Annotated in this window: 12 protein-coding genes; 9 read left to right on the plus strand and 3 right to left on the minus strand. The window is 63.4% G+C overall.

Features of this window, described 5'->3' with window-relative positions; genetic code table 11:
* Positions 1-9: 9 nt before the first annotated feature.
* The 6 genes from E7813_RS20435 to E7813_RS20460 all read left to right on the plus strand — a co-directional run bounded on the left by E7813_RS20435 (position 10) and on the right by E7813_RS20460 (position 6040).
* Positions 10-1329, plus strand: coding sequence for a homoserine dehydrogenase (locus tag E7813_RS20435; protein WP_291576994.1), 1320 nt, complete (start codon positions 10-12; stop codon positions 1327-1329).
* 79 nt (positions 1330-1408) lie between these two features.
* Positions 1409-2407: a class II fructose-bisphosphatase gene (gene glpX / locus E7813_RS20440; RefSeq protein ID WP_291576996.1), complete on the plus strand. Its 999-nt coding sequence runs from the start codon at positions 1409-1411 to the stop codon at positions 2405-2407.
* Positions 2408-2415: 8 nt separating this feature from the next.
* The gene (locus tag E7813_RS20445) at positions 2416-2865 is read left to right on the plus strand and encodes a GNAT family N-acetyltransferase (RefSeq protein ID WP_291576997.1); all 450 of its coding nucleotides are present in this window, start codon (positions 2416-2418) and stop codon (positions 2863-2865) included.
* A 65-nt stretch (positions 2866-2930) separates the two neighbouring features.
* Positions 2931-3650 (plus strand): haloacid dehalogenase type II, encoded by a 720-nt coding sequence (locus E7813_RS20450; protein WP_291576998.1) that lies wholly within the window; start codon positions 2931-2933, stop codon positions 3648-3650.
* A gap of 114 nt (positions 3651-3764) precedes the next feature.
* Positions 3765-5606 (plus strand): single-stranded-DNA-specific exonuclease RecJ, encoded by a 1842-nt coding sequence (recJ, locus tag E7813_RS20455; RefSeq protein ID WP_291577000.1) that lies wholly within the window; start codon positions 3765-3767, stop codon positions 5604-5606.
* A gap of 5 nt (positions 5607-5611) precedes the next feature.
* Positions 5612-6040 carry an NUDIX hydrolase gene (locus E7813_RS20460; protein ID WP_291577002.1) on the plus strand — a complete coding sequence of 143 codons (429 nt, stop codon included), beginning with the start codon at positions 5612-5614 and terminating at the stop codon, positions 6038-6040.
* A gap of 11 nt (positions 6041-6051) precedes the next feature.
* Here the strand turns inward: E7813_RS20460 and E7813_RS20465 are convergent, their stop codons facing one another.
* Positions 6052-7299 carry a lytic murein transglycosylase gene (locus tag E7813_RS20465; RefSeq protein WP_291577003.1) on the minus strand — a complete coding sequence of 416 codons (1248 nt, stop codon included), beginning with the start codon at positions 7297-7299 and terminating at the stop codon, positions 6052-6054.
* Positions 7300-7585: 286 nt separating this feature from the next.
* Here E7813_RS20465 and E7813_RS20470 point away from each other — a divergent pair, with 286 nt between their 5' ends.
* Complete coding sequence (locus tag E7813_RS20470) at positions 7586-8551, plus strand: dienelactone hydrolase family protein (protein ID WP_291577005.1); 966 nt, start codon at positions 7586-7588, stop codon at positions 8549-8551.
* 71 nt (positions 8552-8622) lie between these two features.
* Here E7813_RS20470 and E7813_RS20475 read toward each other — a convergent pair whose 3' ends face one another.
* Together E7813_RS20475 and efp are read right to left on the minus strand one after the other, a co-directional pair.
* Entirely contained in the window at positions 8623-10194 is a 1572-nt protein-coding gene (locus tag E7813_RS20475) for a peptidoglycan DD-metalloendopeptidase family protein (protein WP_291577007.1), read from the minus strand.
* A gap of 78 nt (positions 10195-10272) precedes the next feature.
* A complete protein-coding gene (efp, locus tag E7813_RS20480) occupies positions 10273-10839 on the minus strand; it encodes an elongation factor P (protein ID WP_291577008.1) in 567 nt (188 codons plus the stop codon).
* 198 nt (positions 10840-11037) lie between these two features.
* On the opposite strand from efp, the gene epmA reads away from it, so the two are divergent.
* Positions 11038-12102, plus strand: coding sequence for an EF-P lysine aminoacylase EpmA (epmA, locus tag E7813_RS20485; protein WP_291577009.1), 1065 nt, complete (start codon positions 11038-11040; stop codon positions 12100-12102).
* On the plus strand, positions 12099-13235 hold the full coding sequence (locus E7813_RS20490; protein WP_291577010.1) for a lysine-2,3-aminomutase-like protein: 1137 nt from the start codon (positions 12099-12101) through the stop codon (positions 13233-13235). Before epmA ends, E7813_RS20490 begins: the two co-directional genes overlap by 4 nt.
* Positions 13236-13244: the final 9 nt, after the last annotated feature.

Below are 13244 nucleotides of genomic sequence, written 5' to 3' on the forward strand. Positions count from 1 at the left end.
CTTCGCGTCATGGTCGCACCCCTGAAAGTGGGTATTGCGGGGCTCGGCACTGTTGGCGCCGAAGTCGTCCGCCTCATCGAGCAGCAAGGCCGGATTTTGTCGGCGCGCTGCGGACGCGGCGTGCGCGTCGTCGCCGTCACCGCGCGTTCGAAAGTGAAGAAGCGCAGCATCGACCTGCGCGGCATCGCCTGGGCCAGGAATCCGCTGGATTTGGCCAACGATCCCGGCATCGATTGCTTCGTCGAACTGATGGGCGGGGCCGGCGAGCCCGCGCTGTCGGCGATCGAGGCGGCGCTGAAATCCGGAAAATCGGTGGTCACCGCCAACAAGGCCCTGATCGCCAGGCATGGATTGCGGCTGGCGAAGTTCGCCGAAAAGCACGGCGGCGCGCTGAATTTCGAGGCGGCGGTGGGTGCTGCCATCCCCGTCATCAAAACCTTGCGCGAAGGCCTGGCGGGCACCGAAGTCAATCGCGTTTACGGCATCCTCAACGGCACCTGCAATTACATCCTGACCCGGATGGAACAGGAAGGCTTGTCGTTCGCCGAATGCCTGAAGGATGCGCAGCGCCTCGGTTACGCCGAGGCCAATCCGTCGTTCGACGTCGACGGCCACGACACCGCGCAGAAACTGGCCATTCTCGCCAGCCTCGCCTTCGGCACCAGGGTGGCGCAGAGCGCGGTTTATGTCGAAGGCATTTCCTCGATCAAGCCGGAAGACCTGCGCGCCGCGGAACAGCTCGGCTTTCGCGTCAAGCTGCTCGGGGTGGCGGTGCGGACCGCCAAAGGCATCGAACAACGCGTGCATCCGACCATGGTACCGAAATCGTCCTCGATCGCTCAAGTTATGGGCGTCACCAATGCGGTCACCATCGATGGCGAGGGCATCCCGCCGATTACGCTGGTCGGGCCAGGCGCGGGCGGCGCGGCAACAGCATCGGCCGTGGTCGCCGACATCGCCGATGTGGCGCGCGGCATCCGCGCCGAGCCGTTCGGGCGTCCGGTGGCACGGCTGCGCGCGATCAAAAAGGCGCCGATGGAGCGTCATGAGGGCGGCTACTACATCCGCCTGATGGCGCGCGACCTCGCGGGCACTGCGGCCGCGATCGCCACGCGGCTGGCCGAACAGAAGATTTCCATCGAATCCATTGTGCAGCGCCACCCCGACGGCGTTGACGTTACGGGTGCCACAGGGAAAACTTCCCCAGTGCCGGTCATCCTGATTACCTATGCGACCAGCGAGGATGCGGTTCATCGTGCGCTGCAGGCCGTGCAGCACGACAAGGTGATCAGCGGCCGGCCGCAGGTAATACGGATCGAAAAAAACTAGCGTAAGGTCCGAACCGACGATGCGCGAAACCACTATTTGCGGGCCGAAAGACCCGCGGTGACGTCCCAGGGAGTTTACGATGTCGACCCATATTTCCGTTCCCCCGCAGCTGTTGCTGGAGCGCATTCTGACGCTCGAAATCGTGCGGGTGACGGAGCGCGCCGCGGTTTCGGCCGCGCGGCTGCGCGGCCACGGCAACGAGAAAGCGGCCGACCAGGCCGCGGTCGACGCGATGCGCCGCGAGCTCAACAAGCTGCCGATCGAAGGCACTGTGGTGATCGGCGAGGGCGAGCGCGACGAGGCGCCGATGCTGTTCATCGGTGAAAAGGTCGGGATCAATGCCGGCCCGCAGGTCGATATCGCCGTCGATCCGCTGGAGGGCACCACGCTGTGCGCCAAGAACATGCCGGGCGCGATCGCGACCATGGCGATGGCGGATGCCGGCACGCTGCTGCACGCACCCGATGTCTACATGCAGAAGATCGCCGTCGGCCCGGGTTACGCCAAGGGCGTCGTCGAGCTCGATGCTTCGCCTGCCGATAATGTTCGCCGCCTGGCCAAGGCAAAAGGTGTCGACGCTTCAGCGATTACGGTCCTGGTGCTCGATCGTCCGCGCCACTCCGATATCATCAATGGCGTGCGCGGCACCGGTGCCGCGGTTCGCCTCATCACCGACGGCGACGTGGCCGGCGTGATTCATTGTGCCGATCCTGACAACACGGGTGTCGATATGTATATCGGCACCGGCGGCGCGCCGGAGGGCGTGCTGGCGGCGGTGGCGCTGCGCTGTATCGGCGGTCAGATGCAATGCCGGCTGATTCTCGACACCGAGGAAAAACGCGAGCGCGCCCGCAAGATGGGTGTCACCGATCCCCGGATGATCTACGGCATCGAGGATCTTGCGAAGGGCGACTGCCTGTTCGCTGCAACCGGCGTCACGACCGGCTCGCTGTTGTCGGGCGTCAAGTTCCGCAAGGACGTCATCGAAACCGAGACCGTGGTGATGCGCTCGGTCACCGGCACGGTGCGCTATATCAAGGCCGAACACCGGCAACTCGACAAATTTCACCTCGATTGAGCAAAGCGATGGATACCGATGTGGTGATACGGCCGGTCGGCGAAGACGAGCGGGAAGCCTGGAATCCGCTGTGGGCCGGCTATCTCGCCTTCTACAAGACGGCGCTGCCGCAGGATATCAGCGATCTCACATGGACCCGGTTTCACGATCCGGAGGAGCCGATCTTTGCGCTGGGCGGTTATGTCGACGGCGAACTCGCGGGGTTCGCGCATTATCTGTTCCATCGCTCGACCTGGGCGACCCACCGCTATTGCTACCTGGAAGATCTGTTCGTGGCGGAGACGGCGCGGGGCTGTGGGCTCGGTCGGGCCTTGATCGATGCGGTCTGCGCCAAAGCGCTGGCGGCGAATGCGAGCCGGGTTTACTGGCTGACGCAATCCGGCAACGCGCAGGCGCGCGCGCTTTACGACAAGATGGCCGACAATCTCGGCTTCATCCAGTATCGCAAGGTGCTCTGAACAATAGGCGTCATTACGGGATGCCAACGCTTCATCCCGCAAATGACGAAAGAACAGGGAGTGGTATGTCCGATATTTTCGCAGTGAAGGCGCTGGTGTTCGATGTGTTCGGCACCGTGGTCGACTGGCGCTCGAGCCTGATCGCGGATTTCACCAAATGGTCGCAGATACGCGGCATCAAGGCCGACTGGACCGCCCTGGTCGATGGCTGGCGCGCTGCCTATACCGCGTCGATGGATGAGGTGAGAAAGCATCCGGAACGCGGTTATATCATACTGGACAGACTGCATCGGCAGTCGCTGGAAAAGCTGGTCGCGCAGTTCTCGATCCAGGGATTGACCGACGCCGACCTGGATTACCTCACCCGTGGCTGGCATCGGCTTCATGCATGGCCGGACAGCGTGGCCGGACTGGCCCGGCTGAAGACGAAATACATCATCAGTCCGCTCTCCAACGGCAATGTCGCGCTGCTCACGAACATAGCTAAATTCGCCGGCCTGCCGTGGGACCTGATCCTGTCGGCCGAACTGTTCGAACACTACAAGCCCGACCCCGAAACCTATCTCGGCGCGGCGCGGTTGCTTTGCCTGCCGCCGGAGCAGGTGATGATGGTGGCCGCGCATAACAGCGACTTGAAGGCCGCGCAAGAATGGGGATTGAAGACCGCCTTCGTGGCACGACCGACCGAATACGGCCCGTTGCAGAAACGCGATTCCAAGGCTGATGGCGATTGGGACATCGTTGCCAAGGATTTTGGCGGGATCGCCGACCGGATGGGGTGTTAGGCTGCGGCCGCGCCCAAGCGCCCGGCCGTCGTGCGGGGATGACGGGTATAAGTCAGGACCGGCGCGCACGAATCATTGAACCTGCGCCGATCTCGCCTATCTGCTGCAGGTATCATGACGCTTCCCGCATCCGTACTTCCCGTTGAAACGCCGCCGGCGTTTCTCGGCGTTTCGCATTCGGCGACGGGCAAGGTGTGGCGCGACCGGCTCGATGCGCGCGGCACGGCGCGGGCGCTGGCGATCGCGCAACGCTACCGGTTGCCGGAAATGCTGGCGAGGGTGCTGGCCGGGCGCGATGTCGAGATCGACGCGGTGGAGGACTTCCTCAATCCGACCATCCGCAAGTTGATGCCCGATCCCCATACCGTGACCCAGATGGAAACCGCCGCCAGACGCATCGCGGATGCGGCCACCCGAAACGAGAAGGTTGCAATCTTCGGCGACTACGATGTCGACGGCGCGACCTCGGCGGCGCTGCTGGCGTGGCACCTGCGGCATTGCGGGCTCGATCCGCTGATCCACATCCCCGACCGGATTTTCGAAGGCTACGGTCCCAACGTCGAAGCCGTTCGCATGCTGGCGGGGAAGGGCGCGACGCTGCTGGTGACCGTCGATTGCGGCACCACCAGTTTCGAGCCGCTGGCTGAAGCCAAGCGTCTCGGCATGTCGGTCGTCGTCATCGACCATCATCAAAGCGGCGACGAATTGCCCGAGGTCGAGGCGCTGGTGAATCCGAACCGGCCCGACGACCTGTCGGGCCTCGGTCATCTCGCCGCGGTCGGCCTCGTCCTGGTGACGCTGGTCGCGGTGAACCGTGAACTTCGCGCGCGGGGCTTCTGGACCGGCGAGATGCCGGAGCCGGATCTGCTCGGCATGCTGCATCACGTGGCACTCGGCACCGTCGCCGATGTCGCACCATTGATCGGGCTGAACCGCGCCTTTGTCGCCAAAGGCCTGATCGCGATGCGCCGCCGCGATCATGTCGGCCATACCGCGCTGATGGATGTATCGCGGCTGAACGGGCCGCCGGAGGCCTGGCATCTCGGCTTCATGCTGGGGCCGCGCATCAATGCCGGCGGCCGCATCGGGCGTGCCGATCTCGGCGTGCGGCTATTGCTGGAGGGCGACGTCTCCGAAGCCGCGCGGATTGCGGCCGAACTCGACCGGCTCAACACCGAGCGTCGCCTGATCGAACAAATGGCGGAAGCACAGGCCGAGGCCGAGGCGCTGGCTTCGCTCGGGCTTGAGGACAAGGGCTCTGTCATTGTTACAGCCTCCGAAGGCTGGCATCCCGGCGTGGTCGGTCTCGTCGCATCGCGCCTGAAGGAGAAATTCTCCCGTCCCGCGTTCGCCATTGCGCTGGAGCCGGGCGGCATCGGCACCGGCTCGGGCCGTTCGATCTCCGGCGTCGATCTCGGCAAGGCCGTGCGTCAGGCGGTAAAGGATGGATTGCTGATGAAGGGCGGCGGGCATGCCATGGCGGCCGGCGTGACCTTGCGCAAGGAACGTCTGGCCGAATTCCGCGCCTATATGGAAAGCGCGCTGGCGGACGATGTCGCCAAATCGCGCCACGAAAATGAACTGTTCATCGACGGGGCGGTCAGCGCCCGCGCAGTCACGCCGGAACTGGCCGCAACCCTCAATCGCGCCGGGCCGTTCGGGTCCGGCAATCCTGAGCCGGTGGTGGCGTTGCCGTCGCATCAACTGGTCTACGCCGATGAAGTGGGGCAGTCGCATTTGCGGGTGCGGTTCAAGTCCGGCGACGGCGCTATCGTCAACGGCATCGCGTTCCGTTCGATCGGCCAGAAGCTCGGCAATGCCTTGACGCAGCATCGCGGCCAACCGCTTCATGTGGCCGGATCGCTTGCCGTCGACCGCTGGCAGGGCACCGAGCGGGTGCAGTTGCGGGTGATGGATGTTGCCGTCCCGGATCAGGGACCGGCGGTGATCAGGTAAGACAAATGCCGGAAGAGATCGCGAGAACCGTGGGAGCGCTGTTTATCGGCCGAGACGGTAAAGTGCTTCTTGGCTTGCGAGCGCCATCGAAGAAATCATGGCCGCTGCATTGGGACACAATCGGTGGGCGCGTTGAGGACGGCGAGAGCCTCGAAGACGCGCTGGTCCGCGAGGCCCAGGAAGAAGTGGGCGCAACGCCGACACAATTCAGATTAATCGCAAGGGTGAAAGAGCGGCAGCCTGAACTCTACGGCGAGGCATTGCATCATGTTTATGCTGTCACATCCTGGCGAGGCGGCGAACCCGCTAATGTCTGCGATGAGCATACAGAACTACGCTGGTTCAGCGTCAGCGAGATGCGCCTGCTAAAAAACATCGTCGATAGCGACTATCCCCTGTTCGCACAGCGGGCGTCGGTGGGCGAGACGGACTGACCACCGGCGCACTAACTGCCTTGTCTCAGCCGCGCCAGCACCTTCAATCCAGCGTAGCCGTCCGCGGGCAATAGCCCTATCCTGGCCTGATAATCCTTTACCGCCTGCATGGTGTCGTTGCCGACACGGCCATCGGTGCCACCGGTATCGAAGCCGGCTTTGGTCAATCGTGTTTGCACTTCCTGCACTTCGGCCAGCGTCAGCGCGCGCTCGGAGCCCGGGAACGATTGCAGGAACGGCGGCGCGCCCAGAATGCGATCGCCGAGATGGCAGATCGCCAGCGCGTAGTTCATGGAAGGGTTGTAGCTGCGCACCGCATAGAAATTCGGACCGAGCAGGAAAGCCGGCCCGCCCGGCACCGGCACCCACATCTTCGCACTCGCACCCGGCTGCGGAAACGGCTGGCCGTCGGCGCGCGAGATTCCGGCGCTCGACCATGCCGCATAGGTCCGGTTGCCGCCGGACGATGGACCGGGCGCACGCACCTCATGGCCCCAATGTTCGCCGCGGTGATACTTGCCGCGATCGACCAGAAAACGAGCGGTGGAACCAAGCGCGTCATCCGGTTTGCCGAACGGCGAAACCCGGCCGTCGCCATCGTAGTCGATCCCGACATTGAGCCAGACTTCAGGCATCCACTGGGTATGCCCCATCGCGCCGGCCCACGATCCCCGCATTTCCGCAGGACTGCTCCAGCCGCGATCGACGATCTTCAGCGCGTTGATCAGTTCGGTTTCCCAATAGGCGCGGCGGCGCGGCGCATTCCAGGCGAGTGCAGCGAGCGACGGAAACACCGGTCGCATATGATTTTCCTGCACCTGGGGATCGCCGAACGCGGACTCCACCCCCCACAGCGCCAGCAGCGTGCCGCGCTCGACGCCGAAATCATGTTCGATCCGCGCGAACAACGCCTGGTTCTTCCGCAGCGCTTCCTTGCCGGCGATGATGCGCCAGTCGGAGACGCGGCGGTTGATGTATTGCCAGATCTGCTCGTCGAATTCGGGCTGGCTTTTCATTTGATCGAACACGGACATGTCGGGCTCGATGCGGCCCATCACGCGAGCGTATGTCGCGTCCGAAATGCCTTTGGCCCGCGCCCGCGCGCGAAAGCCATCGCGCCATCGATCGAAACCGGGCGGCGCTGCGGCGAATGCGCCCGGTGGGTGCGCGAGCAGGGCGCCGGCGCCAAGGCAAAATCCAAGGCATGATCGAAGCAGCGCGCGGCGCGTCAAGGTTTTACGAGAATCAGATTGTTTCATCGATTCAGTCTAGCGCAGGTCTGCGGCAATTTTGGACCGGCTATGAATCTGCCGGGCGGACGGCTTGCCGGAGTCCTACGCCCGATAGCGAGCATATTCTGCAGCGCACCGAAATGACGCGGCCGGGAGATTGCACCCCTTGCCAAGTGCCGGGCCAGCGATGATCTTCGTCCCGTTCAGCCTGTCAGGCCTCTCCAGGATGGTTGCGCCGCGGAGTGCGCATGTAAGTCTGCCGGATCGTGGCGAAGCAGAGGGCGCTCTCATGTACCAGGTTTTATGCGTCCTGATGGCGACCATCGCCTATGGAACAGCGGTTGGACGTTGCCAGCAGGCAGGCACCACCGTCACGTTTCAATCTGCCACCTACGGCGACTTTCGCCAGATTCTGACGCGAGAGGCCGCAACCGGAACGGTTACGGTCCGGGCGAATCTCGAATTTCCGGAAGAGGCAAGGGATCAGCATCCCGCCGTCGTCGTCGTTCACACGCTTGGCGGCTATCGTGATGCCAATGAAGGCTATGTCGCTGCCGAATTGCGCAAATCAGGCTTCGCCACCCTGACCTATGACAGCTTTGCCGCGCGCGGAACGACGGGGGCTGCGATGCAGGGGTTGCCGGGTTATTTCCCCGCCGGTGTCGCCGACGCTTACGCCGCGCTACGGCAACTCGCGAGCGAGCCCAGGATCGACGCCGATCGAATTGCCATCCTGGGCTTCTCGTTCGGTGCTGAAGTGGCTCATCTGACGGCATTTGAGCGGATTAGATCGGCGCTAAATCCCGGACAAAGTCGATTTGCCGCGCACGTCGCCTTCTATCCCGCCTTGAGTTATGGCGCGATTGCCGAATCCGGCGCCTATACCGGCTCGCCGGTGTTGATGTTGCTCGGCGAAAAAGATGACAATCTGCCGGTGGCGAAGGTCGAGAGTTATCTCGGTTACGCTCGAGCCGCTGGGAATCCGGCCCCGATCGAAACCGTGACCTACCCTGGAGCGTACCATGCGTGGACGGCTTCCAACCTGGTTACCTTGCGCTTTTACCCAGAGTTGGTCAGCACGAAGAAATGTCCGGTTATTCTGTTCGGGCCAAACCGGCCGATGTTGCTCGTCGACGGCCAAACAAAGCCGTTTGACCCAGCCACCTTCGGCGCCTGCATGGGTGAATCTCCGGGCTATTCCATGGCATTTGATGCTGCGGTTCGCGCACAATCGATCGCCGATGCGGTGCGGTTTCTTCAGCGAAATCTCCAACGGTAGGGCGTACTGATTGAGATCAGATTTGAGGCTCGTAGATATCCGCATCCCGCGGCATCATTATGAATCCGCGCCTAGTTCTCGCTGCCCTCGTGCGGGTCGAGACGCAGCACATCCTCGGGCAGTGCGTGCGCCACGGCAGGAGGCGTGGCGAGCTCGGGCCCGAACTCGCTGCCGCGCCCGCGGATCAAACGCTCATAGGCCGAAATCAGCGTGACGTAAGGATTGACCCAGAGCCAGCCGTCCCGCGTAAACACCTGCACGTCGAAATGCAGGTGGCGCGTGGTACCGTTGGGATGGTCCAAATAATTTGAAACGACGCCGATTTTTTCGCCTTCCTCGACCTGACGTCCGTTGAGGACGCCGTCGGCGTCCAGGCGCGCCGGGTTCATGTGCATGTAGCGAAAGCGGATGTGCTCGTTGCGGGTGTTGATCTGCAACATCGCCGCCTGCTGTTTGAGCGAGCGGACCACCACACCATCGCGGACCGCGACGACCGCCTGCTTGTCAAGCTCGCAACGTTCGCGCTCGCTGTCATGCAGCGGGCAGGCGGTAGGGCGGATGTCCTGGCCCTGATGCCCATAGCCGTTGGCGCATTGTCCCACCTCGAAGTTGCGGGCCTCGCAAAAATTATCCCGCCATGGATAGGCGTAATTTCCGGCTGGCCCGCCGGACGCCGGCTTGCGACGGAACGATTGCGAGTTGGCGAAGGCGGGGGACTTTTCCAGCGGAAAGCGGATCTGCGAATAGGCGGTGAGGTCGGCATGCCCGCTTTGTTTGTGATAGCCGCTGTTGGCGACGATGTCGCCGCTCGGGCGATAGGTGAAATCGGACGAGAGTTCCGCCGGCCGTTCGGCAATGTCGGACGGAATATCCATTCGCGGCCGCGAGGGCTGGCCACCGGCGATGCGCAGTGCTTTCAGGAAACGCTCGGCGACTGGATAGGCCTCGCGACAGGCGAGCCGCTTTGCGCGCGAGGTGCTGTCGAGACACTGGATCGACACCACGTAGGGAATGCCGAAGCGCGTAAAGGCGTAACGCACATAGCCTTCGCGGATGAAACGGCGCAGATCGGGGAATTGCGCCGCCAGCGCCTTGACCGGTTCGCCCTTGCCGCCGCGGGGATCGGCAATGTCGTAGGTCAGGATCGAGCCGGTGATCTGCACTTCGACGGGTTTGGCAAAGGTCCGTTGCGGCATGCCTTCGCCAGCGCTGGGCTCCAGCGAAAACACCGCGTCGTAACCGGCAGGCCCCGCGTCAAACAGGTCGACGGGTCGGAAGTCGGCCTGATAGTGCGAGATCGGAAGGCTGGCAGAAACGCCATTCAGCCGCGCCTCAACGAACGCCGCGGTGTCGAACGGCAGCAGCACCGGCACCGGACTGCGCCCGATACCTGTGAATATCTCCGAGCTAATCGCGTTCAATTGCACCAGCGCCGGCGTCGAACGTGGATCGTAGGCGGGCACCCGGCGCTGGCCGGAAAACGTGAAGGCGGATACGACCGCCGGCTCGATGCCGATCTCGGACCGCAGCTGATCGACGACGGCGCGCCATTCGACGCGCGCCGCTGAAATTGAAGGTGTGCGGAACTCGTCGGCGGAAAGCCTGCTTGTCCCGGCGATCAGTGAAGCCGACAGGCACGCCATCAAGCTTAGACCGCAAACCCCAGGAACCTTCGGTCGCAATGGCGTCGCCTCCGGCGTCACGTCAGGTCCGGCCGCTCCTCAATCCTTGGCGCGTTCGACGTAAGATCCGTCCTCGGTCATGACCACGATCCGCGTCCCCGTGCCGATATGGGGAGGTACGTTGGTGCGCACACCGTTGGACAGTTTTGCGGGCTTGTAGGACGAGGATGCGGTTTGCCCCTTGGTCACCGGCTCGGTCTCGACCACCTGCAGCGTGGCGCGCTGCGGCATCTGGATCGCCACCGGAATGGCGCCGTGCAGCGACAATTTGACGGTCATGTTTTCCTGCAGGTAAGCCGCGGCGCTGCCGATGATGTCCTCGGGTACCTGGACCTGATCGTAATTGTCGTTGTTCATGAAGTGGAAGCCGTCGGCATCCTTGTAGAGGTAGTTGAAATTCTGGTCCTCGATGGTCGCCTTTTCGACCTGATCCGTGGTCTTGTAGCGTTCCGAGATCTTCACCCCGTCGCTGATCCGGCGCATTTCGATCTGACTGACCGGGGTTCCCTTGCCGGGATGGATGTTCTCGGCGGTCAGGACCACGTAGAGCTTGCCGTCTTGCTCGATGACGTTGCCCTTGCGAATAGAACTGGCGATGACTTTCAAAGCTGTTTTTCCTGATATTCTGGCCCGGGACCGATCCGGACATGATCGTCCCGAGGCCGGCGAAGCGGTTTCGGGCTGCAACATACTGATTTTGCCGGTCGATGCCAGCGTTTTACGGGGCCGCCGGCGGACGACTGAAGGGGCGAAAAATGGCCGACGTTCGTCCCACCCGATCGCTTCCTGGCACACATGGATCGAATGACTGAAAAACCCGCAAGCGAATCCGCACCATCGCCATGGTGGACGCCGGCCCGGCACGCCGACGTCCGGCCGTTTCTGGCCGCGCGCGGGGCCATCACCAAGGCCGTCCGGGTATGGTTCGACGAACAGGGTTTTGTCGAAGTCGAAACCGGCGTTTTGCAGGTTTCGCCCGGCAATGAGACCCATCTGCATGCGCCTCGCACCGAACTCAACCGCGCCGACGGCACCCGCGCGACGCGGTACCTGCGGACGTCGCCGGAATTCGCCTGCAAGAAACTGCTGGCCGCCGGCGAGACCAGGATTTTCGAGCTTGCGCGGGTATTTCGCGACCGCGAGCGCGGTGACCTGCATCTGCCGGAGTTCACCATGCTGGAATGGTACCGCGCCAATGCGACCTACGACTTCGTCATGGCCGATGCCGTTGTCATCATCGCCCATGCCGCGCAAGCGACCGGCATCGGGCGATTTTCGTTTCGCGGAAAGACCGCCGATCCCTTTGCCGAGCCGGAGCTGTTGACCGTGGCGATGGCATTCGACCGCTTCGCGGGCATTGATCTGCTGGCGACCATCGCCGACGGCCGGGGCGATCGCGATAGTCTGGCGGCGGCGGCACGAGAGCGGGTGCGGATCGCGGACGATGACACCTGGTCGGACATCTTCAGCAAGATATTGGTCGAGCACGTCGAACCGCAACTGGGGCAGGGGCGCCTGACGGTGCTGTTTGAATATCCGGCGCCCGAGGCAGCACTGGCGCGCGCAAAGTCGTCCGATCCGCGCGTCGCCGAACGCTTCGAGATCTATGCCTGCGGTGTCGAGGTTGCCAACGGATTTGCCGAATTGACCGATGCGGAAACCCAACGCCGCCGCTTCATCCGGGACATGGATGAAAAAGAGCGCCGCTATGGCGAACGCTATCCGCTCGACGAGGATTTCCTGAATGCGCTGGCGCAGATGCCGGACGCCAGCGGCGTCGCGCTCGGGTTCGACCGGCTGGTGATGCTGGCGAGCGGTGCGCGCCGGATCGATCAGGTGGTATGGACGCCGCCGCCGGGTGACGCATGAGCCGGACCAGTCTCGATCTTGCCGCGACGTTGCGCCAGCCCGAGGAGCTGATCGCGCTCGGCCTGGCGCCGGCTTCGGCGCTTGCCGATCTGGAAAAGGTGGCGGCACGCTATGCGATCGCCGTCACGCCCGATATTGCCGCGCTGATCGACGCTGACGATCCCGACGATCCGATTGCGCGGCAGTTCATTCCGAGCGCCGAGGAACTGGTGATGCAACCGGGCGAGAGCGCCGATCCGATCGGCGATCGCGCGCATTCGCCCGTTCCCGGCATCGTGCATCGCTACCCCGATCGGGTGCTGTTCAAGCTGGTCCATGTTTGCGCGGTGTATTGTCGTTTCTGTTTTCGCCGCGAAATGGTCGGGCCGGGCAAGGCGACCGCGCTGACCCCTGACGTCTATCGCGACGCACTCGACTATATCCGCGCGCATCCCGAAATATGGGAAGTGATCCTGACCGGCGGCGATCCCTTGATGCTGTCGCCGCGGCGGCTTGCCGAAGTCATGGCCGACCTCGCCGCGATCGATCACGTCAGGATCATCCGCCTCCACACCCGCGTGCCGGTGGCGGATCCCGCGCGTGTCGGTCGCGAAATGGTCGCGGCGCTGAAGGTCGGCGGGGCCGTGAGCTGGGTTGCGCTGCACGCCAATCACGCCAGGGAATTGAGCGCCGCCGCCCGCGCCGCCTGCGCTGCAATAATCGATGCCGGTATCCCCATGGTGAGCCAGTCGGTGCTGCTGCGCGGCGTCAATGACAATGAAGCGGCACTGGAAGCACTGATGCGGGCGCTCGTCGAATGCCGGATCAAGCCCTATTATCTGCACCACGGCGATCTCGCGCCCGGCACTGCGCACCTGCGCACGACGTTGGCGCGGGGGCAGGAATTGATGCGAAACTTGCGCGGGCGGGTGTCCGGACTATGCCAGCCGGAATATGTGCTCGATATTCCCGGCGGCCACGGCAAGGCGCCGGTCGGGCCGAATTATCTCTCGCATGCGGATGTTTTTTCCCACGCAAATTCTTCATCCGGGACAAATTCTTCTCCCGGGGAACGTGAACCGCATCCTGAATCGCGCTATCGTGTCGTCGACTATTGCGGTGACGTTCATCTCTATCCTCCGGCGCCCGACTGACGGACGGCA

This window comes from Bradyrhizobium sp. (assembly GCF_004799405.1).
GTDB lineage: Bacteria > Pseudomonadota > Alphaproteobacteria > Rhizobiales > Xanthobacteraceae > Bradyrhizobium.

Bases quoted from the DNA above. Each gene is read 5' to 3' on its own strand.
- E7813_RS20435 (WP_291576994.1), top strand. From the start codon at position 10: ATGGTCGCACCCCTGAAAGTGGGTATTGCGGGGCTCGGCACTGTTGGC.
- glpX (WP_291576996.1), top strand. From the start codon at position 1,409: ATGTCGACCCATATTTCCGTTCCCCCGCAGCTGTTGCTGGAGCGCATT.
- E7813_RS20445 (WP_291576997.1), top strand. From the start codon at position 2,416: ATGGATACCGATGTGGTGATACGGCCGGTCGGCGAAGACGAGCGGGAA.
- E7813_RS20450 (WP_291576998.1), top strand. From the start codon at position 2,931: ATGTCCGATATTTTCGCAGTGAAGGCGCTGGTGTTCGATGTGTTCGGC.
- recJ (WP_291577000.1), top strand. From the start codon at position 3,765: ATGACGCTTCCCGCATCCGTACTTCCCGTTGAAACGCCGCCGGCGTTT.
- E7813_RS20460 (WP_291577002.1), top strand. From the start codon at position 5,612: ATGCCGGAAGAGATCGCGAGAACCGTGGGAGCGCTGTTTATCGGCCGA.
- E7813_RS20465 (WP_291577003.1), bottom strand. From the start codon at position 7,299: ATGAAACAATCTGATTCTCGTAAAACCTTGACGCGCCGCGCGCTGCTT.
- E7813_RS20470 (WP_291577005.1), top strand. From the start codon at position 7,586: ATGGCGACCATCGCCTATGGAACAGCGGTTGGACGTTGCCAGCAGGCA.
- E7813_RS20475 (WP_291577007.1), bottom strand. From the start codon at position 10,194: ATGGCGTGCCTGTCGGCTTCACTGATCGCCGGGACAAGCAGGCTTTCC.
- epmA (WP_291577009.1), top strand. From the start codon at position 11,038: ATGACTGAAAAACCCGCAAGCGAATCCGCACCATCGCCATGGTGGACG.
- E7813_RS20490 (WP_291577010.1), top strand. From the start codon at position 12,099: ATGAGCCGGACCAGTCTCGATCTTGCCGCGACGTTGCGCCAGCCCGAG.